Consider the following 21,876-nt stretch of genomic DNA (forward strand, 5'->3'; position numbering starts at 1 on the left):
AGGTGCAATTTTGAGCCGGTTTTTCTTATGTTTTGCTGTTTAATTAAATCCATAGAGTAAATTTTAGATAGAGGTGTAATCACCATGCCACAGTTTTTTAATAAAAAACTCCTTCTCTTGCTCGTTAGTATTATCGTTCTCGTGGCATTGATCGGTTTTTCATTAAGGGAGAGAGAAGAGTTGACTTGGCCGGAGCAATTCCTGAAAGATACGACAGGCTGGGTCGGAAATGTGTTTAATAAGCCAGTATCGGGTATAACAGGTTTTGTAGGGGGCTTAAAAGACCTTCAACATACATACGATGAAAACAAAAAATTGAAAGCCCGCTTGGATGAATATGTATTATTGAAAACACAAGTCCAAGATTTAAAGGAAGAAAACGAAGAACTTCGCGATAACCTCAAAAAAGAAGATGACCTGCGGAAGTATTCGCCCACTCAGGCGACGGTCATTGGACGTAATCCCGACCGGTGGCATGAAATGCTGACGATTAATAAAGGGAAGCGTAATGGGGTAGAAAAAAACATGGCTGTCATCACGTCCAATGGGTTAGTCGGTAAGGTGAAATCAGCGACGGATTTCACGGCCTCGGTTCAACTTTTAAGTTCGATCGATAAAGCCAATCGTGTCTCCGCCATCGTTCAAGGTGATGATAAAGCATATGGCTTGATTGAAGGATTCGATGATAAGAAGAACCTTTTGCTGATGAAACGGATTCCATATGATAAAAAGATCAAGAAAAATTCATTGGTCATCACATCCGGTTATGGAGGGATCTTTCCGAAAGGCCTGCTGATCGGGAAAGTTGTCGATGTCAAAGTGGATCAATATGGATTGAACCAGACCGCATATATTGAACCATCGACGGATTTTTATGATATTAATAATGTTATGGTCGTTCAGCGCGAAGTGGACGGTGTACCGAAAGAAAGTGAAGGGGAGGATGAAGCTGAGTGAGATATTTCATCCTTTCTTTTATAGCCTTGGTTTTTTTTGTTTTTGAAAGCATCTTCGCCCAGATGTTCGCTGGAGATGCATTCGGGGCCGATAAAATCCTCGTGCCCCATTTCATGATGATTTTCGTTTTTTTCCTAACCATGTACGGGTCCAGGAAAATGGGTATGCTTTATGGGGCGATCCTTGGGTTGACTTATGATGTTGTATATACGGAAATCCTTGGTACTTACATGTTCCTGCTGCCTTTTCTTGCCTATCTGATATCGAAATGCATGAAAATCCTGCAAAATAATATATTGGTTGCCTGCCTTACTGCGCTTTTATTCACGGCAGTTTTAGAGGTTGTCATCTTTGAGATGAATATCATCCTATCTTTTGCAGATATGGGATTTGGTGAATTTGCGGAACGGAGATTGATTCCGACATTATTATTGAATCTAGCATTCATTATTATCAGCTGCTATCCTTTAAAGAGAATGATTGAAAAGCTTGATTTGCAAGGAGAAACGGAATAACGTTCCTGTGTCTTAAGAAGCAGGTGGGACATGTATTTTCTCTTTTCCGTGTACGTAGAAAAAGGAAATTTGTTTTCCTATGTCGAATTATATTTCATTGAGGTGAAACAAACGTCATGAATAAAAGAATTCAGCAAAATGTCATGATTAAGGGAACAAAAGACGGGTTTATGCTTCATCTCGATGATTCTTGCTCATTTTCCGAGTTATTGAAAGAGTTAGAAGTGAAGCTTTCGGCAAACTATCAGTTTCAAGAAAATGACCCGTCCATTTCCGTAAAAGTACATACAGGGAACCGCTATCTTGATGAACAACAAGAAGAAAAGATTAAAGAGGTCATCCATAAAAAGAAGAAGCTTTTCGTAGATGAAATTATTTCGAATGTGCTGACGAAGGATGAAGCGAAACGATGGAAAGATGAAAACCAAGTGACGACCGTGACCAAGGTGATAAGGTCGGGACAGGTTTTTGAAGTTCCCGGAGACTTACTGCTGATTGGGGATGTCAATCCCGACGGAACGGTTCGTGCGGGTGGCAATATATATATCATGGGACAGCTAAAGGGAATAGCCCATGCCGGATATAAAGGGAATAATGAAGCCATTATAGCTGCCTCTGTCATGAAGCCTGCCCAGCTGCGCATTGCCGGACAAGTGAATTTATCTCCTGATCAATATACAAAATGGGGACATGACTTGGAATGTGCCTTCATGGATGAAGATGAAAATATCATTATAGAAAAACTGCAAGTTTTAAAGAAATATAGACCTAATTTAAATAGATTAGAAGGGGGTCTCTAATCGTGGGAGAGGCAATAGTTATAACATCCGGTAAGGGTGGTGTCGGGAAAACGACCACCTCCGCCAATTTAGGAACATCTTTAGCTCTTCTAGGCAAAAAGGTTTGCTTGATTGATACAGATATTGGTCTTCGGAATTTGGATGTGATCATGGGATTGGAGAATCGCATCATCTATGATTTGGTCGATGTGGTCGAAGGGCGCTGTAAGCTACATCAAGCGCTTATTAAAGATAAACATTTCGAAGATTTGCTTTATCTGCTTCCAGCTCCGCAAAATAGTGATAAAACAGTGGTGAATGAAGAGCAGATGAGGAAACTCATAAGCGATATGAAGCCTGACTATGATTATGTCATCATTGATTGCCCTGCAGGCATTGAACAGGGCTTCAGGAATGCCATAGCTGGGGCAGACAAGGCGATCATCGTTACGACTGCAGAGAGACCGGCTGTAAGGGATGCTGACCGTATTATTGGCCTGCTTGAAAAAGAAGAGCATATTGAACCGCCTCAATTGATCATCAACCGAATACGCGGCCATTTGCTTCATGAGGATGAAGAAATGGATATCGATGGAGTTGCCGATTTTCTTAAGATTGATTTGATCGGCGTCATTCCTGATGATGACCAAGTCATAGTGGCAGCTAATAAAAAGGAACCCATTGCCTATAATCCGGACAATAGAGTTTCGCTTGCCTATCGGAACATTGCCAGAAGGATCCTTGGTGAATCTGTGCCCTTGACTCCAATTGGCGGCGAACCAAAGGGCTTCATGTCCAAATTGAAAAAATTCTTTAGCGTGCGGTAAATCTATATTCCATATTAAGAAGCGGGGAGAATTTGATGCCCTCGCTTTTTTTTTTGCCCGGAACTGTAAAATAAAAAAGGCAAGCCATATAACTGGCTTGCCTGATCTATATGCTAAAATGCAGCGGGTTATCCGCGTCTTCCGCCTCTGCCGCCGCGTTTTGATTCAGTGCTGCGTTTAAGAGTCGATAAATTTTCTTCACTAGTCTTTAAAAAGCGAACCATTTTATCTTCGAAATTTTCCTTTGGCTGGAAATTACCTTTTGAACGAAAATCTTTAGAACGGCTATCCCCTTGGCGTGGTGGGCGTTTGGTATAAGAAGAGGTTTGCCCTTCGGGTCTATCTATAGCCTTTTTGATGGACAAGGCAGTTTTTCCGTCTTTCTCACTAATCACTTTTACTTCAATTTGGTCGCCTACTTTAAGATGGTCATTTACGTCTTTTACATAGCTATCTGCTACCTCACTGATATGCACAAGACCTGTTGAGCCTCCTGGTAATTCTACGAATGCTCCAAAATTAGTGATACCTGTTACTTTACCTTGTACTTTGCTGCCTATTTCGATTGACATAAAAAAATGTTCCCCCTCGATAATGTTAAAACCACTTTATTATAACAAATTCAGGGGAACAATATCAATCTCAATTATTCGATTTTCTGAATCGATACCCGAATCTCCTTGGAAATTCATAAGTTTCCGGATGATTTTTCATTGAAAAAATTTTTTTCAGGGATGTGCAGAAAGAAAATATTTTCACCGTCATAGTCAGGACAAGTTGCTCATACGTTGTAATATAGCGCTTTGACATGAGCAGGGGGGAAATCTGGAATGGATGATCGCAGGAAAGATATCCGAAATCGTATCGCCAAGAGACGTAAGTTTAATGATAAACCGGCAGGAAGCAGTAGTTGGACGGAGATCAATAATGAGGAACCATATGGGGTTGATTCATATAACGGGTATTCCGAGAAAGATCATCCGCTCTTCAAGAAAGAATATTTTTTCTTTAAAATCCTTGCCAGTGTATGCCTGTTCCTGATTATCGCGGTGATGTTCAAACACCCATCTGTGCGGCTGGACCCTGCCAGAAGTTTTGTCACGGAGAACATGAACAAGGAATTTCAGTTCGCTTCAATCTCCAATTGGTACGAAAGTGCGTTTGGTAAACCAATCGCTTTTTTACCGAATGAAGCTGATACGGAAACTGTTGATTCGAATGAAGAATATGCAAGGCCAGCCTCTGCGAAGATTACCCAAAGCTTCGAGACGAACGGTGAGGGAATCATATTGGAAACGGGCAAAGGCTCAAAGGTCGAGGCCGTTAATGAAGGGGTAGTCATTTTTGCCGGTGAAAAGGAGGGGATTGGAAAGACGGTCGTCATTCAGCATGCCAATAAAAGTGAATCTTGGTATGGGCAGCTGGAAGGAATTGATGTGAAATTGTATGAGTTCGTTAAAAAGGGCAATGAAGTCGGACAGGTTACACTAAGTGAAGATGGATCCAAGGGCAGATTTTATTTAGCGATAAAAGAAAATGACGCTTTCGTCGATCCTAACAAGGTGATTTCCTTTGAGTGAATATGGGAAATTACTGCTTAAAGTCAGGGTGCACCCGACATTGTGGTTTGTCATTGGCATCGCCATCCTCACTGCCCATTTCGTTGAAGTGATGATGCTGTTGCTCATCGTCTTCATTCATGAAATGGGGCATGCCGTCTGTGCCCAGCACTTCAAATGGCGGATAAAGTCAATCCAGCTGCTTCCTTTTGGCGGGGCTGTCGAGACTGAGGAATATGGAAATAAGAGTTTGAAGGAGGATTTGGCGGTGGTGCTTGCCGGTCCGCTTCAACATGTTTGGCTCATTGGTGCAGCTTTTTTGCTCTATTTCTTTACTATTATCCCATATGAGCTGTATCAGCCCTTTTTGTATATGAATCTTATGCTGCTGATTTTTAATCTGCTGCCAATTTGGCCCTTGGACGGGGGACGGTTGCTATTCATCGGTGTATCCCTATACTGCACCTTTCTGGAAGCGCAGAAACATACACTTCACTTTTCAGCAGTATTCGCTGTCCTGGCTTTTTTGACCTGGCTCATTCTGGATCCGCTCAATTTGAACATCTGGCTCATCATCTTTTTCATAAGTCTCTCACTCGTCATGGAATGGCGGCAAAGGTATTATGCGTTCATCCGCTTTCTTTTGCAGCGCCATTACGGGCATACGAATGATTTGGCGAAATTGAAGCCGATTTCGGTGGATTCACAAGAACCGATTTATAAAGTGCTGGAACTGTTTCAACGCGGTTGTAAACACCCAGTCATCATCATGAAAAACGGGAAAGAGAGCGGCTCGCTGGATGAAACGGAAATCCTTCACGCCTATTTTTCAGAGAAAATGACAAACGGGAAAATCGGCGACCTATTATATTCTTATTAAATATGTTATCCTTTCTTCAAATTGAGGAGAGGATTTTTTTTGATGAAAAAAATGATCGCGAACCTAGCTTCACGCGAAAAAAGAGTGGCCGTACTTGAGAATGGTGTTTTACGTAAACTTGAAATCATGCCGCCTCAAAAGCGCAGTACGGTCGGTAATATTTATCTTGGGAAGGTGACGAAGGTGTTACCGGGAATGGATGCCGTCTTCATTGATTATGGTGCAGAGAAGAATGGTTTTTTACACCGTGACGAGATTCCCTCTTTCCAGCTGACAAAAAAAAGTGAAGGGAAAGCATCCATCGGTCAATTTGTCCGTCAGGGAGAAAAGCTGCTCGTTCAGGTGACTCGGGATGAAACGGGCACCAAAGGAGCTAAATTGACTGGGCTGATCGAGTTTTCAACAGATTCCCTCGTATACATACATGGAATAGATTATGTTGGTGTTTCAAAGAAATTCAAAAACGATGATCTTCATAAGCAGTGGCGGGAAACGGCTTTGCAGTATAAAAATCCTGATGAGGGATTGATTGTCCGCACTTCGATGGAGAACGAAAGTGAATCGGTCTTCCTTGACAGGTTAACTGGATTGCGGGAGCTCCATAAAGAGCTTGAAGTTAAGGCTGCGTCCCTCAAGGCCCCGTCCCTTCTCTATGAGAGGGACACATACCTTGACATGATCATTTCTGAAATGTCGGGAACGGCGACCGGGGAACTTGCCATCGATGATTTCGAGGCTTATCGGGAGTTGAAAAAGTGGATACAGGAAAACCGTAAGGAGTGGGTAATATCCCATGTATCTGGTCCGAAGAATATTTTTTCCGAATGGAATGTGGAAGCGCAAGTTGAGAAAATGGCCAAGAAAATCGTTTGGCTTGAGAATGGCGGATATTTAATTTTTGAAGAAACGGAAGCTTTCACCGTAATCGATGTCAATTCAGGTAAGTTCACCGGCAAGGTGGCCAAGGAAGCAACATTGTTTGCGGTTAATCAGGCTGCGGCTAAAGAGGTAGCACGGCAACTGAGATTGAGGAATATCAGCGGAATCATCTTGATAGATTTCATCAATATGGACAATTCACGGCATGAGCAGGAAATCATCGAAATCGTCAAAAAGGAAGCGGTGAGGGATGAGAGGCGAATCCAGGTCATCGGCTTTACGGAATTGGGCATTTTACAAATGACGAGAAAGCGAACCTCCCCGTCTTTAAGTGAAATGATGTCGGTGCCTTGCCCCGTGTGCAGTGGAAGCGGTAAAATCGAGAGCCCTGAAACGGTGGCCTTCCGGTTGGAACGGGAACTGCTGGAACACAGGAAGACGGATGATGAAGCGGTCTGGGTGGAGGTCAGTAAAGCGGTGGCGGACGTGCTGCTGGGTGAAAAGGAATCATATCGGCCGACACTGGAGGAATTGATCGCTAAAAAGATATTCCTATCTTTTATCCCAGGTTCGACGAATGCCTATTCTATCAAGCGCTTCGGAAGCCTTCAGGAAATCGGGCGGGCATTCGGGTGAAGAGCGGGAATTCTTATAAATATATTGACAGCCTTTCCTGTTTCATGTTAGGATTTTAATGTTATGTTTGTAGCACCCGTGCTACAACCGCTCAACAACAGGTTTTAAGCTTTTGCCTTTCTGGTAAAACGCCTGTGATTGGCGAGTCTGAGACATTTAAGGAGGTGCAAGTATGTACGCAATTATCGAAACTGGCGGTAAACAAATTAAAGTAGCAGCTGGCGAAGCGGTTTACATTGAAAAATTAAACGCAGAAGCAGGCGAAACTGTTACATTTGACAAAGTTTTATTCGTAGGTGGCGAAGACGTGAAAGTCGGTGCTCCACTAGTTGAAGGCGCTACTGTAACAGGTACTGTCGAAAAACAAGGTAAGCAAAAGAAAATCACTGTTTTCAAATACAAAGCGAAGAAGAACAATCGTAAAAAACAAGGTCATCGTCAACCATACACAAAAGTTGTTATCGAAGCAATCAACGCGTAAGGGCTGATTCTAGATGATTAAAGTTGTATTTGATGCTCCGCAGGAACGGATTGCTTCGTTCACCTTAAGCGGACATGCTAATTTTGCTAAAAAAGGTTCCGATATCGTTTGTGCAGGTGTATCGGCTGTATCCTTCGGGGCAGTCAATGCGATCATGTCCTTAACGGACGTAGAGCCTGAGATTGAGCAAGGGCGAGAAGGCGGCTATCTTCGCTGCGTCATTCCGGGGAATCTTTCGCCGGAATCGGAAGAGAAGGTTCAGCTGCTTTTGAACGGCATGCTCATATCGCTGCAAACCATCGAACGTGATTATGGTAAATACATGAAAATTATCCTCAACCAATAGGAGGTGGAACAAATGTTAAGATTAAATCTTCAGTTCTTCGCTTCGAAAAAAGGAGTAGGTTCTACAAAGAACGGACGTGACTCAATCTCCAAGCGTCTTGGCGCTAAACGTGCAGATGGTCAATTCGTATCTGGTGGTTCTATCCTTTACCGTCAACGCGGAACAAAAATCTATCCTGGTGAGAACGTAGGCCGTGGTGGAGACGATACTCTATACGCTAAAGTAGACGGTGTTGTTAAATTCGAACGTTTCGGACGTGACCGTAAAAAAGTAAGCGTATATCCAGTTGCACAAGAAGCATAATTGGCATCTTTGAACAGAGGCTGACTCAAAAGGGTCTGATTCCTTCTACAAGACACTATATACCGCGTCATTTTTAATAATGGTATGCTATATAGTGATGAAGGGGTCCGGCCCTTTATTTATACTATAGGAACGAACCAGCATTTTGCAGGAGACTTTAGTCATTAGTATAAGGAAAACAACCTCTGACTTACAAAAGGCTCGCCAATCGGCGGGCTTTCTTAAACTTTCAGGGGGGAAATCCAGGATTACTCATCCATTCGATTTGGTTAAACCAAATAGACACTCCAATTCAAGTATAATATCTCCAATTGGTGCATAAATAAGGCCCATTCTCTTTTTTTGTTCAAATGGCTCTACCATCGTCCAAAGAACACAGGGTGTGCGGCTGTATTTTTTGGACGGGGGCTTTCATGTGAAGGCATGTGAATCGAGCTTCATTTCCTGTTTGTTGTTTTTTTGATATACTGTACAAATGGAAGTATTCAACATGATAGAGCTGAAAAAAGTTTCTTTATCATAATTGAAGGTGTTAATAATGGATAAAAATTGGACGACTATTGAAACGCTGCGTCAAACCAGGCATGACTGGCTGAATAAAATTCAAATCATCAAAGGGAATCTGGAGTTGAACAGAATTGATCGTGTCAAGGGCATCATTGATGAAATCATTGTTGAAACCCAGAATGAAGCACGCCTCTCCAGTTTGAATTTACCTAAGTTCACCGAGATGCTGTTGACGTCGAATTGGAATAATGGCTCATTTTATTGCGAATATGAAATCATTGATATTTTTGAAGGCTCAACTGAAATGGACGGGCTGATGTATCGCTGGACAAACGATTTCTTCAAAATTCTGGATAAGAATCTGGACCCGTTTTTTGAAAATATACTGGCTGTTTCCATGTGTAAAAACGAAGTGAGCGATATGCACTGTTCATTTCATATGCAAGGCAGGTTCATTGATCAATCCCCAGTGATCGAGTTTTTGAAAAGTTCATTAACGGCCGAGCAATCAATTGAAATTCTTGAATGTAATGAGAATGAAATATTTTTTAAGATGGATATTAACTTTTAGAGAAGTATACAGCAAGAAATGACTTGCAGAAAACAAGGAAGTGATAGCATGTTTGTCGATCAAACGAAAGTCTATGTAAAAGGCGGAGACGGTGGTAACGGGATAGTTGCTTATCGTCGTGAGAAATTCATACCTAAAGGCGGACCTGCCGGCGGAGATGGCGGTAATGGAGCCAATGTCGTTTTTGAAGTGGAAGAGGGCTTGCGTACATTAATGGATTTCCGTTATCAACGTCACTTTAAGGCACCTCGCGGAGAACATGGCATGTCCAAAAACATGCATGGTGCGGCTGCCAAGGATATGGTCATCAAGGTTCCACCTGGCACGGTTGTCATTGATGATAAAACGAAGGAAGTCATTGCTGATTTAGTCGAGCACGGGCAACGCGCCATTATTGCCAAAGGTGGCCGCGGAGGCCGGGGGAATTCCCGTTTTGCCACACCTGCCAATCCTGCACCTGAAATCGCGGAGAACGGCGAACCGGGCCAAGAACGCGATATAGTCATGGAATTGAAACTATTGGCTGATGTCGGTTTGGTTGGTTTCCCAAGTGTGGGGAAATCCACTTTGCTTTCTGTCGTATCTGCAGCAAGGCCTAAAATTGCCGAATACCATTTTACGACGATCGTACCGAACCTCGGAATGGTGGAAACGGAAGATCACCGCAGCTTCGTCATGGCCGATTTACCTGGTCTGATCGAAGGTGCTTCAGAAGGAGTGGGCCTTGGACATCAATTCCTGCGCCATATTGAAAGAACGAGGGTAATCGTTCATGTAATCGATATGTCGGGTCTTGAAGGCCGGGATCCATATGAAGACTACCAAACAATCAATAAAGAGTTGGAAGAGTATAACCTGCGCTTGACTGAACGTCCGCAAATCATTGTAGCAAGTAAAATGGATATGCCGGACTCAGCAGATAATTTGGCGGCATTCAAAGAAAAACTGGAAGAAGACTTTCCTATCTTCCCGATTTCTGCCGTAACGCGTGAAGGGATCCGTGAGCTTCTTTATGCAATTGCCGATAAAATCGAAGAGACTCCTGAGTTCCCTCTTGAGCATGAAGAAGAGAATACTGGAATTCACCGTGTTCTATATAAACATACATCACAGTCGGATGAATTTAACATTGAACGCGAATCCGATGGCAGTTTTGCGGTATCAGGATTCAAGATCGAGCGTCTATTCAAAATGACTGACTTCACCCGTGAAGAGTCTATACGTCGTTTCGCCAGACAGCTTCGTTCATTCGGAGTCGACGAAGGCCTTCGCCAAAAAGGTGCGACAAATGGCGATATCGTCCGTATCCTTGAATATGAATTTGAATTTGTTGATTGATTGTAAACCATGATGGCAGGCAAAAGGAGGCGTGCGGAGTTTGAATAAGGCCGATCAGAAGTTTTTCCTCGTTCGAGAGGATGTCCTTCCCGAAGCGATGAAAAAAACGCTGGATGCAAAAGAAATGATTGAACGGGGAAAAGCAGAATCAGTTTGGGAAGCGGTACAGCGGGTGGACCTAAGCAGGAGTGCTTTTTACAAATACCGTGACACGGTTTTTCCGTTTCATACAGTTGTTAAGGAAAAGCTGATTACACTGTTCTTCTATCTCGAAGATCGTTCTGGTACTCTATCGGAGCTCTTACGGCTCGTCGCCTCATCCGGATGCAACATCATGACCATCCACCAAACGATCCCTTTGCAGGGACGTGCAAATGTCACCCTATCCCTGAATACGGGTGGGATGACGATGGATATTGATGATCTGCTTACTAAACTGCGTAAAATGGAGTTCGTCGAAAAGGTCGAAATCATTGGTAATGGCGCATGAAAACAGCCTGTACATTTCACATGTACAGGCTGTTAGTTTGTAGACTAAAGGTTTCGAATTGGTCTCATTCTGAAACCTTTTCCAACTGATTCTGAGAGTGGCTACTATGTGAAAGGTGAACGAACAAAACAGTTCACCTATTCGTTTCATGCGGCGCAGGCAGTAATGGATTTGTGTTGGGAGACGATGGTAGCACCACGAAATAATCCGGAAGCTTTCATTAAGATGCGGATAAAAACAGGTCAGTATCTTTAAAGCGTGGCTCATAATTTTTGCCGAACGTAGAGAAGTGAGGATTTATCATGGAAACCGTAACCTAAAGACCAACGGGCTCTAGTAATCATTTTAAATTGATCTCGCTGAAAAGACAAAGTTGATTGGAACGTAAGGTACGAGACTCCTGCGGGAAAAGTGCGTCCAAGGGAAGACCCCGCAGGCGCAATGGCGCCGAGGAGGCTCCCGGACCGCCCGCGGAAAGCGAGTGCCTGGAGTGGAAATCAACGGTCAAAGTTTAAAAACCTAAAACAGCCTGAAGACAAACTCATTTATTATCGGGTTTGTCTACAGGCTGTTTTCATTTGTAAGAGGAAATTAACGATTAACTATTGTAAAAAATCAGAAAATGGCATAACATAAACATAGATTTTCCGTGAAGGAGTTTATAATATGACATCAAAAATTGCATTTCTTGGACCAAAAGCAACGTTCACGGATTTAGCTGTATCGCGACTATTTCCTAATGATATAAAAATACCGATGAACACGATTCCGGACTGCCTTGATGCAGTTCGGGACGGGGAAGTGAATCACGCGCTCGTGCCGATCGAGAATGCTTTGGAGGGTTCGGTAAATATAACGATGGATTACTTAGTCCATGAAGTCACATTACCGATGAAAGGCGAAGTGACGATTCCGATCCAACAGCATTATATGGTGCATCCCGATCATGCATATCCTGGTTTCAAACCTGACATGGTTTATTCGCATTCCCATGCCATCGCTCAATGCCGCAAATTTCTACATAATGAGCTAAGGGGCATTCCATATGAGTATGTAACATCCACTGCAGCCGCTGCGAAGATGGTGATGGAGAATCCCGATATCAATATTGCTGCGATTGCAAATGATATGGCTGCTAAGGAGTACGGTTTGACGATTGCAAAACAAAATATTCACGATTACGAACATAATCACACCAAGTTTATCGTCGTATCCAACAGTGAAGTCGACTATGAAGGGCATTTGACCGTTGAAGGGGACAAGAAAACGACCTTGATGATTCAGCTGCCTGCCGACCACTCAGGGCAGCTGCACCAAGTACTTTCCGCTTTTTCCTGGAGGAAACTTAACCTTTCCAAGATTGAATCAAGACCCATGAAAACAGGATTAGGCAATTACTTTTTCATCATCGACATAGAAATGCCCCTTGACGATGTCCTCATCCCAGGAGCGATATCTGAGCTCGAGGCCTTAGGATGTACGGTTTCGATCATGGGAAGCTATTCATGCTTTAAAGTCCAAAATGGTGTACCGCAACGATGATTTATCATTTGTGAAATTTTTCAAAAGTGATAAATGGTACAGCCTCAGTCAAGTTATATACAATGAATAATAAGCGTGCCCCGGGTGTATTTCCGGGGCATTTTTTTATGGAGTTTTTCGTTAAGGTTTGATTTCGCTTGCGTACAAGTTCCTAAAATGGTTGACAGTCATTTTATGAAATATATAGGAATAGGCAGGAAAAGAGCAAGAAAGGAATGCATTCATTTTTTGGTTTTGAGGATGAGGGGAGAAAGTTTTTCATGATAAAAAGAGGACATGGTTCTGGATGAAAAAAACACCGATTCTGATGAACGCAAATACAATAAGTAAATCCCGGTAGGCCACATTCGGAAATAGGAACAGTAATACATACCTTGATGACTAAATCAGTGGATGCACCTTTTTTAAATCAAAAATGCAGGGAGAGGGTGGTGGTCAGCAGAGATGGATAGTCAATTCAAAGAAACTTTCGGTTCCTGGACCCAAGCGATAGGAACCGTCATTTCTGCTGTTGCTGGTACCCCATCAAATGTCTTGGACGAAGAATTTCGTGAAAAGTTGGATTTGATTGGAAATGAACTTCAAGCAACAGGAAATGCCATATTGGCGGACGCAGAAGAAACCTGGTCACTGAATAAAATCGGTAATGTATTACAGGCGATCGGGAATTCGACGGTCATCTTAGGATTGGTCATTGATTTCGATGAAGTAACCAAACAGGAATTGATCATTAAAGGTAATCTGATTCAGGCGTTGGGCGGAGGTACCGCATTGGCGGGGGCATACGAAAATCCGGATGAACCGGAGCAGGCCTTCAATGTTACGGGAAATTTGTTGCAGGCGATTGGGAATTCGATGCAAGCGATTGGTGGAATTGCCGAACTTAAAAATAGTGTTCAAGATAAAGACCAAGAAAAGGATCAAGAGCAAGAAGAACAAGATAAGGAGGAGCAGGAACTGCAAAAATATCAATATCCTGATTTGGAAGAGAAGTCATCTGATGCTGAATTGATTCAAGTGATGGGAGGCTGGATTCAGGCGGTCGGTTCCGTCATCAGTCTTATCGGGCAGTTGAGAAGTGAAGAAAACTCCGGGGATGGCAGCTCAAATGATGGTAATGCCAATGATGATTGGGCATAAGGCCAAAAAAAAAATCCTCAAAAGATATGGCTTTTGAGGATTTTTCATTAATTCAATCGACTAAAATGCCGGCATCCCTCAAAGCACACTCCGCTTCGTCGAGCAGTTCTTCAGATGATGCGCTCAGTGTATGGAGATGGATGCCGCTCGTTAGTTCCGATAAAAAAGATGCGTTCGTTGCCGTCACCCTTGAAAGGAATTGCTGGACTTCTTTACGGCTGCTGACCATGATGGAAGCGGTTAGGTCGCCGTATACGGGGTGCTCGATTTTGACATCTTTCACCGTGATGCCGATATCCACGAGTAAATATAGCTCTTCTTGGGTCCGGGAAGGATCGTGTTGGCAAGCAATGATCCTTTCCGGCTTTTGAGTGCTCCCCGTTTGTAAGTACAGATAGCCTTGGCTCGTGGCAATGATCGGTTCATTCCGCGCTTTCAGGAGGGTTATGTCACCAACGATAACCTGCCGGCTTACATTCGTGATCTGCGAAAGCTCGCTGCCTGTTACAGGCTCCGCGCTTTTTTGCAATAAATGTAAGAGTTTCGTCCGTCTTTCTTCCCCGAGTAATTTCTTTCTTTCCATAAACATTCACCTCTTTAATTACAAACATTCTAACACAGATTGGAGGGTTTTATCGAATGGCAGCTATTCCTTCGATGCAGTCTGCCAACTTGTGAATGTCGTCGGCCGTCGTGTTTTTACCAAAGGAAAAGCGGACGAATTGATGGGCTTCATCTTCGCTTTTCCCAATGGCCATCATCGTTTTTGAAGGATCCTGTTTACCGATTTGACAGGCGCTTCCCGTCGAAACAGCGAATCCCTTCTGGTTTAATTCCAGCATGATGTACTGTCCTTGCAATCCAGCGAAGGTCAGCGCCAGAATATGAGGCAATTGCTCGTTTTTTGCTTCGATGATTTGAAAATCGATTTTCCTTTCCGTTAGCCGTTGGATCAATTGCATCCTAAGTGTGGAAATCCGTTTTCGTTCATCTTCCATGATATCCCCCAATTTCTTAGCAGCGGTTACGAAGGAAGCGATTCCGGGGACGTCCACTGTCCCTGGTCTGAAACCATATTCATGAGTGATATTCGGTACCGAAGGCTTCAACTGATGGATGGCCGGGAAAATGACGGCCCCAGTCCCTTTTGGACCATAAACTTTATGACTGGAAATGGATAGTCCATCACATGAGGCAGCTATCTTCCCAAGCGGTAATTTAGCAAATGATTGGACACAATCCACATGAAAAAAAGCCTGGTGTTTTCGAACGATTTCACTTATTTGCTCAATGGGTTGAATGACCCCGATTTCCGAATTCACATGTTGGACAATGACCAAGCATGTTCTCTCCGACATACATTCCTGCAGATGTTCAATATCAACACGGCCATCTTCCAAATGCCGTAAATAAGTAACCTCGAAGCCATCTTGTTCAAGCTTTGCCACGAAATTGGCAAGAGATGCATGTTCAGTTCGGCTTACAATCAAGTGGTTCTGCCAGGATGGTTTCGAAGCGATGAATGTATCAATGGCAAGCATGTTGCTTTCTGATCCGCCGCTCGTAAAGATGATTCCTTCCTTTTTTATATTCAGCATTTCTGCGAGTTGCTGCCGTGACATATCCAATAAACGTGCCGCTTCAGAGCCGATATCATGCAAACTGCTCGCATTCCCGAAAAACTTCCGGGATGCTTGGCTGTATACGTCGAGAGCCTCCTCATCAATCGGAGTTGTTGCGGCGTAATCCAAATAAATCAAGAAATCACTTCCATCCTTTAAACTTAAAAAACTCTTGATAATAGTTTAATAATATGTAAATATAGTTGTCAAGACACCTGTCATAAACAGGAGGAATGAAATAATGGTAAAGGCGGAAATCATCGTGATAGGCAGCGGGATCGCTGCCTTGAAAACGGCATTGGAAGCTAGTGAACATAAGCATGTGATACTCATCACAAAATCAAGTATCCGTGATAGTAATTCCTATTTGGCTCAGGGCGGGATTGCTGCTGCAATATCTGATCGTGATAGAGTATCCTTTCATAAAAAAGATACGCTGGCTGCTGGTCAGCGATACAACAAGGTGAAGGCAGTGGAAAAACTCGTTGAAGAGGCACCTTCGGTTATAGCTGAACTTATTGAATCGGGTATGCGATTTGACCATGACCATGACGGAACTCTATTGTTTGGCATGGAGGGCGCCCACAGTGAACGAAGAATCCTTCATAGTCATGGGGATGCTACAGGAAAGTACATCATGGAACATCTTATAGGGTGCTTGAAAAAATCATCGATTACTGTAATGGAGAATGTTGCCGCAGTGGAGTTGATCATCGGGGAAGATGATTCTTGCATAGGCGTCAAAACACTTGATAAGTCAGGGGAACTTGTTACCTATCATGCTGAACAGACGGTTTTGGCAACAGGCGGCTGTGGTTCCCTATACCATTTCACTTCAAATTCACAAACGGTTTCAGGTGATGGAATCGCACTTGCATTCAAGGCCGGTGCAAAAGTTCGTGACATGGAATTCATACAGTTCCATCCGACCCTGCTTTTTGTAAATGGCAAAGCGGAAGGGCTGGTTTCAGAAGCGGTCCGCGGGGATGGTGCGAGATTAGTGACGGAAATGGGAAGGCCGATCATGGAGGATGTCCATAGCTTGAAAGATCTAGCACCAAGGCATATTGTTGCACAAACGATTTTTTCTTATTTGCAGCGCGGTGAAAAGGTATTTTTGGATATTTCGATGATTAAGGATTTTAAAAATCGTTTTCCGACAGTGAGCTCATTATGTGAAAAAAGCGGGCTGGACCTTCAATTGGGGAAAATCCCCGTTGCACCTGGAAACCATTTTCTAATGGGAGGGATTGAAGTGGATGAATCGGGGCAAACCGCAGTACCCTCTTTGTATGCAGTTGGTGAAGTGGCATGCACGGGTGCACATGGTGCAAACCGATTGGCAAGCAACTCCCTTCTCGAAGGGCTGGTTTTTGGAAATGCGCTTGGCCGTTTCCTTGCTAAAGTGCCGGCAAGGTCGATACCGGAAGAAAAAGAGCAGTCCAAGAGTTCCAGTCCATTTTCCTTTTTACCTGATCTCACGACATTGCAGGAAAAATTAATGAACGAAGCGGGAATCGTTCGAAATGAAGCGGGTTTAACTCGACTGAAGGATTATCTTGAGACATTTACTATCGAAAAATTGCTGCAGATGGAAGTAACGGCATTATCGCTACAAGAAATAACCAAAATCAATAGCATAATCGTGGCGTGGCTGATTGCCGAATCCGCATTGACCAGGACGGAAAGCAGGGGCGGTCATTTCCGCAGTGACTATCCAAGCGAAGATGACACCCAATGGCTTGAAAATTCGGTTATCCTTGCTTGCACGGATGTGAAATACCGAGTGAAAGGGAGACGACTATATGAATATATTGAAGCTTAAGCAGATGCTGCAACAATTTTTAATGGAAGATATAGGGGAATGCGATGTAACGAGTGATACGATTTTTGATCAAGGTGAACAAGGAACTTTGACATTCATCGCAAAAGAAGGCGGGGTCTTTAGCGGAGGGGACGTCATCAAGACGGGATTTGCGTTGTTGGATGAGCAAATCGAGGTTTTCCTTTTTGTTCAAGATGGAGAAGTATTTGAAGAAGGACAGGAGCTTGCAAAAATGACCGGCGATATGGCCTCCCTTTTAAAAGGGGAACGGGTCGTTTTGAATTTAGTGCAGCGTATGTCCGGCATTGCGACACAGGCTCATAAAGCTGCCATGATTTTAGCGGGGACGAAGACGAGAGCTTGTGATACGAGGAAAACTACACCAGGCCTGCGGATGCTCGAAAAATATGCGGTCCGTTCCGGCGGGGCATTCAATCACCGTTATGGTCTGTATGATGCAGTCATGATAAAGGACAACCATATTTCTTTCGCTGGGTCCATAACGAAAGCGGTTCAAACGGTTAAATCCAAACTGGGACATACCACTAAAGTGGAAGTGGAAACGGAATCACCACAACAGGTGCTTGAAGCAGTGGAAGCCGGTGCAGATATCATCATGTTCGATAACCGGAGCCCCGAAGAAATCAAGCAACTGATTAAATTGGTTCCCGCCCACATCATAACTGAAGCTTCTGGAGGGATCCATTTAGACAATCTAGCCTCATATCGGGAAACAGGGGTAGATTATATTTCGTTGGGCAGCTTGACGCACAGTGTCAGGGCACTTGATATTAGCGCAAAGGTCAAAGAACGTGAGGGGATATTGAAATGAACATATTGGAGATGGCTAAAACAGCAGGAAATGTATTACCTGAAAAGTATAAAACGATGACAAAGGAAGAGATGGAGAATCGGGTCCATGACATCAAGCAACGACTGGGGAACCGCCTTTATATCCCAGGCCATCATTATCAAAGGGAGGAAGTCATTCAATTTTCGGATTCAACGGGGGATTCACTTCAATTGGCTCAGCTTTCCGCGCAAAATCGCGAAGCGGATTATATCGTGTTTTGTGGCGTGCATTTCATGGCTGAAACAGCCGATATTTTGACGGAAGAAGGGCAGACGGTTATCCTTCCTGACATGCGTGCAGGCTGCTCCATGGCGGATATGGCGGATATTGAACAAACGGAACGGGCGTGGACAAAGCTTCAGGATTTATTTGGTGATACGATCCTTCCGCTAACTTATGTTAATTCCACTGCGGCCATCAAAGCTTTTGTGGGGAAAAATGGCGGGGCTACGGTGACTTCTTCCAATGCACAAGGGATGGTCTCCTGGGCCCTCTCGCAAAAAGAAAGAATCCTTTTCCTTCCCGATCAGCATCTCGGGAGGAATACAGCCTTTGACCTTGGAATCCCATTGAATGAAATGGCTGTCTGGGATCCGCATAAGGATGAATTGATCTATGAAGGGGAACTCGAAAATCTGAAGGTACTTCTTTGGAAAGGACATTGTTCAGTCCATGAAAATTTCACTACGGCGAATATTGAAACGCTTAGAGCGGAGCAGCCGGAAATGAATATCATCGTTCATCCCGAATGTCGACGTGAGGTAGTCGCCCTGTCAGATTATGCGGGTTCTACATCATACATCATAAATATGATCGAAAGAGCCGAACCAGGTAGTTCCTGGGCAATCGGCACGGAAATGAACCTTGTCAAGCGACTTATCGCCAATAATCCTGACAAGAACATCATCTCGTTAAATCCGAATATGTGTCCATGTCTTACAATGAACCGGATTGATCTGCCTCACCTGCTGTGGGCGCTTGAATCCATTGAAGAAGGGATAATCATCAATCCGATAAAAGTGGAGAAGAGCATTGCGGATAATGCCATCCTAGCTTTAAACAGAATGCTGGAACGCGTTTGAGTCAGTGCTTTCTAAAAAGACTTTGGATCAAAAGAAAAAGGGGGATAAGACCCCCTTTTTTCTTTTGTAATCTAAACAGGTAAGAACTTTTAAAGGTTATTCGCTTTGAAAGTATTGCCTTCATTCATATCACCGGATTTAAATCCTTTATTGAACCACCGTTTCCTCTGTTCGGATGTACCGTGCGTGAAGCTATCTGGAACCACGTACCCCTGTGCCTTTTCCTGGATACGGTCATCCCCCACACCACTTGCTGCATTCAAGGCTTCCTCAAGATCGCCTTCTTCAAGCAAATTCTCTCCTTGGACATGATGTGCCCAAACTCCAGCAAAATAATCAGCCTGTAATTCAAGACGGACAGAAAACCTATTATATTCGGTCTCGCTGACCTTTGAACGATCGGGCATTTCCTTTTCCGTTGTCCCTAAAAGTGTCTGAACGTGATGTCCGACTTCGTGTGCAATGACATAGGCCATGGCGAAATCCCCGGGTGCCTGGAATTCTTGCTTCAACTCTTGATAAAAGCTGAGATCAATATATAATTTCATGTCACCCGGACAATAAAATGGCCCTACCGAAGAAGCTGCCATCCCGCATGCCGATTCGACACTACCTGAATACAGGACAAGGTTCGGTTCCTTATATTCCAGTCCATTTTTACGGAATTCTTCTGTCCAGACCTGCTCCGTTTCTGCAAGGACGACAGATACGAACTGCGCAAGTTCCTTCTCTTCATCAGTTTCGACATAAGTGCTGCCATTGTTCGATTCAGTAGAATTCAAGCTGCCTAGCAATTCGCTTGGATTACCGCCAAGGAGCGTCACGATCAAGACAATTACCAATCCGACCCCTCCGCCTATTCCGGCCATGCCTTTTCCGCTCATGCGTCTTTTGTCCTCGACATTCGAGCTGCCCTGTCTACCTTTCCATTTCATTATTATTCCCCCCAGGGATGTAAGATGAGTACCTGAAGACAAAGCCTTAGGTCATTTACTTTCTTATACCCTGATTTCCCTGAGTTTAGACAGAAGCTTGAAAGAAGCGTTTCATAACATGGGTTTCCTCTCCCAAAAAGTAACTTCCATTTCCCTAAATCATTGATCCAATCATAAAAGTCATTTTTCAAGCATAAGTTTTCATGATAAAAATAATAGCAATTCACCCACTGCTTCATAGAATATATGGACATATGCACAGGAGGGGTTAACAGCGTGAAAATTCATATAGTCCAAAAAGGCGATACACTTTGGAAACTCGCCAAAAAATACGGCGTCAGTTTTGATGAACTTAAAAAAGTTAACGCGCAATTGAGCAACCCGGACATGATGATGCCCGGAATGAAAATTAAAATACCAGGGGCTTCCGGAGCTGTAATAAAAGAAACGGTTAAACCAAACGTGAATATTCAACCGGGAATGAAAGAATCCCAAATTCAACCGTACCAGGCTCAGCCAGCACCTATGAAAGAGCAGCAAATTATGCAAAAACCGGCTGTTAAAGAACAGCCGAAAAAAGAACAGCCGAAATTTCAACAGCCGATAAAAGAGCAGCCGAAATTTCAACAGCCGGTAAAAGAGCAACCAATCGTTCAACAACCAGTAAAAGAGCAGATCGTTCAACAGCCAGTTAAGAAAGAGCAGCAGATCGTACAGCCTAAGCCAATCATTAAAGAAAAGCAAAAAATCGTTCCAAAAGAAGTGCCGGTACCCATGCCGGTGATTCCGGAAATCGATATCAATAATTATTATATGGTCAACATGACCAATATGAGTGTTCAAAAGCCACCTGCACCACCACCTTTGCCAAAGAAGAAAGAAGAGCCTGCAGTCACTAAAAAGAAGAAGAAAAAGCCAGCTGTACAGCCAGCTCAGGAATATAGTGAGCCGGAGGATGATTGTATTCCAGTAACGCCAATCCTGCCTGGAAGCGGTTATTGTATTCAGCCGCCACCGTGGGCGCATATGCACATGCAGGGGATGCAAGCCCCATATCAAGGCGCTCAAGGGTATCAGGCGGCTCCGGAAACATATGGTTATCAAATGATGGATGAGAGCTCTGATATTTGGGGAGAATCTTCTGACATGCAAATGATGGATCAAGGATTCGTCCAAGGGGCGAGCATGAATGCACCAAGCCAGCAATATTATCCATATCAAGCCTCCGCACCGGTTCCGCACCATTTTTATGGAGGGATGAATCAACAAGCTCAAGTAGCAGGTTCATATATGCAACAAGATTATGAGTCACCAGGCGAATCGCCTTCTTCATACAATCAAAACTTCCCTCAGCATTATTCCCAGATTGCCGGTGAGGAAGAGGAAGATTGCGGCTGTAATAAGGGGTTACTTGGAACTTATGGGCCGGAAGTGAAAGGGCAGTATCAAGGAAACAAAAAAATGGATCACCAATATCAATCCGTTCAATCACAGCAACAGGCCCCATACCCAGGGATGGCACCTAAAGAGTCTCAGATGGGAATAGAGATGCAATATCAAAATGAAGAAGAGTCAGTAGAATCGGCTCCACAATATGAAGGATTCATGATGGGCGGCCAGAACGGAGGTCAGCCAGGCATGATGTTGGGCGGCCAAAACGGAGGTCAGCCAGGGATGATGATGGGCGGCCAGAACGGAGGTCAGCCAGGCATGATGATGGGCGGCCAGAACGAAGATCAGCCGTGGATGATGGGCGGCCAAAACGGAGGTCAACCAGGCATGATGATGGGCGGCCAGAACGGAGGTCAG

The 21,876-nt window shown here is 43.8% G+C and carries 22 protein-coding genes, 1 pseudogene and 1 other annotated feature; of the genes and pseudogenes, 19 read left to right on the plus strand and 4 right to left on the minus strand.

The window, feature by feature from the left end; genetic code table 11:
* Positions 1 to 84 precede the first annotated feature (84 nt).
* The 4 genes from mreC to minD all read left to right on the plus strand — a co-directional run bounded on the left by mreC (position 85) and on the right by minD (position 3,078).
* Positions 85 to 957, plus strand: coding sequence for a rod shape-determining protein MreC (gene mreC, locus Q8G36_RS02975; protein ID WP_034308869.1), 873 nt, complete (start codon positions 85 to 87; stop codon positions 955 to 957).
* Positions 954 to 1,472 (plus strand): rod shape-determining protein MreD, encoded by a 519-nt coding sequence (gene mreD / locus Q8G36_RS02980; RefSeq protein ID WP_305158915.1) that lies wholly within the window; start codon positions 954 to 956, stop codon positions 1,470 to 1,472. The genes mreC and mreD overlap by 4 nt, the downstream gene beginning before the upstream one ends.
* 116 nt (positions 1,473 to 1,588) lie before the next feature.
* On the plus strand, positions 1,589 to 2,272 hold the full coding sequence (gene minC, locus Q8G36_RS02985; protein WP_305158916.1) for a septum site-determining protein MinC: 684 nt from the start codon (positions 1,589 to 1,591) through the stop codon (positions 2,270 to 2,272).
* A gap of 2 nt (positions 2,273 to 2,274) precedes the next feature.
* Complete coding sequence (minD, locus tag Q8G36_RS02990) at positions 2,275 to 3,078, plus strand: septum site-determining protein MinD (RefSeq protein ID WP_305158917.1); 804 nt, start codon at positions 2,275 to 2,277, stop codon at positions 3,076 to 3,078.
* A gap of 128 nt (positions 3,079 to 3,206) precedes the next feature.
* On the opposite strand, the gene Q8G36_RS02995 is transcribed toward minD, so the two are convergent.
* The gene (locus Q8G36_RS02995; RefSeq protein ID WP_034308861.1) at positions 3,207 to 3,650 is read right to left on the minus strand and encodes a S1 domain-containing RNA-binding protein; all 444 of its coding nucleotides are present in this window, start codon (positions 3,648 to 3,650) and stop codon (positions 3,207 to 3,209) included.
* 258 nt (positions 3,651 to 3,908) lie between these two features.
* On the opposite strand from Q8G36_RS02995, the gene Q8G36_RS03000 reads away from it, so the two are divergent.
* The 11 genes from Q8G36_RS03000 to Q8G36_RS03050 all read left to right on the plus strand — a co-directional run bounded on the left by Q8G36_RS03000 (position 3,909) and on the right by Q8G36_RS03050 (position 13,750).
* Positions 3,909 to 4,658 carry a M23 family metallopeptidase gene (locus Q8G36_RS03000; RefSeq protein WP_305158918.1) on the plus strand — a complete coding sequence of 250 codons (750 nt, stop codon included), beginning with the start codon at positions 3,909 to 3,911 and terminating at the stop codon, positions 4,656 to 4,658.
* Positions 4,651 to 5,517 (plus strand): M50 family metallopeptidase, encoded by an 867-nt coding sequence (locus Q8G36_RS03005; protein ID WP_305158919.1) that lies wholly within the window; start codon positions 4,651 to 4,653, stop codon positions 5,515 to 5,517. Before Q8G36_RS03000 ends, Q8G36_RS03005 begins: the two co-directional genes overlap by 8 nt.
* Before the next feature lie 42 nt (positions 5,518 to 5,559).
* Positions 5,560 to 7,032, plus strand: a complete 1,473-nt coding sequence (locus Q8G36_RS03010) for an Rne/Rng family ribonuclease (protein WP_305159032.1) — start codon at positions 5,560 to 5,562, stop codon at positions 7,030 to 7,032.
* A gap of 75 nt (positions 7,033 to 7,107) precedes the next feature.
* Positions 7,108 to 7,191 (plus strand) — a sequence feature (ribosomal protein L21 leader region).
* 13 nt (positions 7,192 to 7,204) lie between these two features.
* On the plus strand, positions 7,205 to 7,513 hold the full coding sequence (gene rplU / locus Q8G36_RS03015) for a 50S ribosomal protein L21 (RefSeq protein ID WP_034308849.1): 309 nt from the start codon (positions 7,205 to 7,207) through the stop codon (positions 7,511 to 7,513).
* 13 nt (positions 7,514 to 7,526) lie between these two features.
* On the plus strand, positions 7,527 to 7,859 hold the full coding sequence (locus tag Q8G36_RS03020; protein ID WP_101222784.1) for a ribosomal-processing cysteine protease Prp: 333 nt from the start codon (positions 7,527 to 7,529) through the stop codon (positions 7,857 to 7,859).
* Positions 7,860 to 7,871: 12 nt separating this feature from the next.
* Positions 7,872 to 8,162, plus strand: a complete 291-nt coding sequence (gene rpmA / locus Q8G36_RS03025; RefSeq protein WP_061143474.1) for a 50S ribosomal protein L27 — start codon at positions 7,872 to 7,874, stop codon at positions 8,160 to 8,162.
* Between the two features lie 538 nt (positions 8,163 to 8,700).
* Positions 8,701 to 9,240, plus strand: a complete 540-nt coding sequence (locus Q8G36_RS03030; protein ID WP_305158920.1) for a Spo0B domain-containing protein — start codon at positions 8,701 to 8,703, stop codon at positions 9,238 to 9,240.
* Positions 9,241 to 9,288: 48 nt separating this feature from the next.
* Entirely contained in the window at positions 9,289 to 10,578 is a 1,290-nt protein-coding gene (gene obgE, locus Q8G36_RS03035) for a GTPase ObgE (RefSeq protein ID WP_305158921.1), read from the plus strand.
* A gap of 40 nt (positions 10,579 to 10,618) precedes the next feature.
* On the plus strand, positions 10,619 to 11,068 hold the full coding sequence (locus Q8G36_RS03040) for an ACT domain-containing protein (RefSeq protein ID WP_076364968.1): 450 nt from the start codon (positions 10,619 to 10,621) through the stop codon (positions 11,066 to 11,068).
* Positions 11,069 to 11,734: 666 nt separating this feature from the next.
* Complete coding sequence (gene pheA, locus Q8G36_RS03045; RefSeq protein ID WP_305158922.1) at positions 11,735 to 12,610, plus strand: prephenate dehydratase; 876 nt, start codon at positions 11,735 to 11,737, stop codon at positions 12,608 to 12,610.
* A gap of 444 nt (positions 12,611 to 13,054) precedes the next feature.
* Positions 13,055 to 13,750 (plus strand): DUF6944 family repetitive protein, encoded by a 696-nt coding sequence (locus Q8G36_RS03050; RefSeq protein WP_305158923.1) that lies wholly within the window; start codon positions 13,055 to 13,057, stop codon positions 13,748 to 13,750.
* Positions 13,751 to 13,802: 52 nt separating this feature from the next.
* On the opposite strand, the gene Q8G36_RS03055 is transcribed toward Q8G36_RS03050, so the two are convergent.
* Together Q8G36_RS03055 and Q8G36_RS03060 are read right to left on the minus strand one after the other, a co-directional pair.
* A complete protein-coding gene (locus Q8G36_RS03055; protein WP_305158924.1) occupies positions 13,803 to 14,333 on the minus strand; it encodes a transcription repressor NadR in 531 nt (176 codons plus the stop codon).
* Between the two features lie 49 nt (positions 14,334 to 14,382).
* Positions 14,383 to 15,510: an IscS subfamily cysteine desulfurase gene (locus Q8G36_RS03060; RefSeq protein ID WP_305158925.1), complete on the minus strand. Its 1,128-nt coding sequence runs from the start codon at positions 15,508 to 15,510 to the stop codon at positions 14,383 to 14,385.
* A 103-nt stretch (positions 15,511 to 15,613) separates the two neighbouring features.
* Between Q8G36_RS03060 and nadB the strand changes: the two genes are divergently transcribed.
* The 3 genes from nadB to nadA are packed head-to-tail and all read left to right on the plus strand — an operon-like array spanning position 15,614 to position 19,132.
* A complete protein-coding gene (gene nadB / locus Q8G36_RS03065; RefSeq protein ID WP_305158926.1) occupies positions 15,614 to 17,197 on the plus strand; it encodes an L-aspartate oxidase in 1,584 nt (527 codons plus the stop codon).
* Positions 17,178 to 18,029, plus strand: a complete 852-nt coding sequence (gene nadC, locus Q8G36_RS03070; RefSeq protein ID WP_305158927.1) for a carboxylating nicotinate-nucleotide diphosphorylase — start codon at positions 17,178 to 17,180, stop codon at positions 18,027 to 18,029. Before nadB ends, nadC begins: the two co-directional genes overlap by 20 nt.
* A complete protein-coding gene (gene nadA / locus Q8G36_RS03075) occupies positions 18,026 to 19,132 on the plus strand; it encodes a quinolinate synthase NadA (RefSeq protein WP_305158928.1) in 1,107 nt (368 codons plus the stop codon). The genes nadC and nadA overlap by 4 nt, the downstream gene beginning before the upstream one ends.
* An 89-nt stretch (positions 19,133 to 19,221) precedes the next feature.
* On the opposite strand, the gene ypfJ is transcribed toward nadA, so the two are convergent.
* Positions 19,222 to 20,067 carry a KPN_02809 family neutral zinc metallopeptidase gene (ypfJ, locus tag Q8G36_RS03080; RefSeq protein WP_305158929.1) on the minus strand — a complete coding sequence of 282 codons (846 nt, stop codon included), beginning with the start codon at positions 20,065 to 20,067 and terminating at the stop codon, positions 19,222 to 19,224.
* A gap of 276 nt (positions 20,068 to 20,343) precedes the next feature.
* Here ypfJ and safA point away from each other — a divergent pair.
* Positions 20,344 to 20,488 (plus strand): annotated as a pseudogene (gene safA / locus Q8G36_RS29125) (SafA/ExsA family spore coat assembly protein); the annotation flags it as partial.
* Positions 20,489 to 21,876 lie beyond the last annotated feature (1,388 nt).

Source organism: Peribacillus frigoritolerans, from assembly GCF_030676415.1.
Taxonomy (GTDB): domain Bacteria; phylum Bacillota; class Bacilli; order Bacillales; family DSM-1321; genus Peribacillus; species Peribacillus frigoritolerans_A.

Bases quoted from the DNA above. Each gene is read 5' to 3' on its own strand.
- mreC (WP_034308869.1), top strand. From the start codon at position 85: ATGCCACAGTTTTTTAATAAAAAACTCCTTCTCTTGCTCGTTAGTATT.
- minC (WP_305158916.1), top strand. From the start codon at position 1,589: ATGAATAAAAGAATTCAGCAAAATGTCATGATTAAGGGAACAAAAGAC.
- Q8G36_RS02995 (WP_034308861.1), bottom strand. From the start codon at position 3,650: ATGTCAATCGAAATAGGCAGCAAAGTACAAGGTAAAGTAACAGGTATC.
- Q8G36_RS03000 (WP_305158918.1), top strand. From the start codon at position 3,909: ATGGATGATCGCAGGAAAGATATCCGAAATCGTATCGCCAAGAGACGT.
- Q8G36_RS03010 (WP_305159032.1), top strand. From the start codon at position 5,560: ATGAAAAAAATGATCGCGAACCTAGCTTCACGCGAAAAAAGAGTGGCC.
- rplU (WP_034308849.1), top strand. From the start codon at position 7,205: ATGTACGCAATTATCGAAACTGGCGGTAAACAAATTAAAGTAGCAGCT.
- Q8G36_RS03020 (WP_101222784.1), top strand. From the start codon at position 7,527: ATGATTAAAGTTGTATTTGATGCTCCGCAGGAACGGATTGCTTCGTTC.
- rpmA (WP_061143474.1), top strand. From the start codon at position 7,872: ATGTTAAGATTAAATCTTCAGTTCTTCGCTTCGAAAAAAGGAGTAGGT.
- Q8G36_RS03030 (WP_305158920.1), top strand. From the start codon at position 8,701: ATGGATAAAAATTGGACGACTATTGAAACGCTGCGTCAAACCAGGCAT.
- obgE (WP_305158921.1), top strand. From the start codon at position 9,289: ATGTTTGTCGATCAAACGAAAGTCTATGTAAAAGGCGGAGACGGTGGT.
- pheA (WP_305158922.1), top strand. From the start codon at position 11,735: ATGACATCAAAAATTGCATTTCTTGGACCAAAAGCAACGTTCACGGAT.
- Q8G36_RS03050 (WP_305158923.1), top strand. From the start codon at position 13,055: ATGGATAGTCAATTCAAAGAAACTTTCGGTTCCTGGACCCAAGCGATA.
- Q8G36_RS03055 (WP_305158924.1), bottom strand. From the start codon at position 14,333: ATGGAAAGAAAGAAATTACTCGGGGAAGAAAGACGGACGAAACTCTTA.
- nadB (WP_305158926.1), top strand. From the start codon at position 15,614: ATGGTAAAGGCGGAAATCATCGTGATAGGCAGCGGGATCGCTGCCTTG.
- nadC (WP_305158927.1), top strand. From the start codon at position 17,178: ATGAATATATTGAAGCTTAAGCAGATGCTGCAACAATTTTTAATGGAA.
- nadA (WP_305158928.1), top strand. From the start codon at position 18,026: ATGAACATATTGGAGATGGCTAAAACAGCAGGAAATGTATTACCTGAA.
- ypfJ (WP_305158929.1), bottom strand. From the start codon at position 20,067: ATGAAATGGAAAGGTAGACAGGGCAGCTCGAATGTCGAGGACAAAAGA.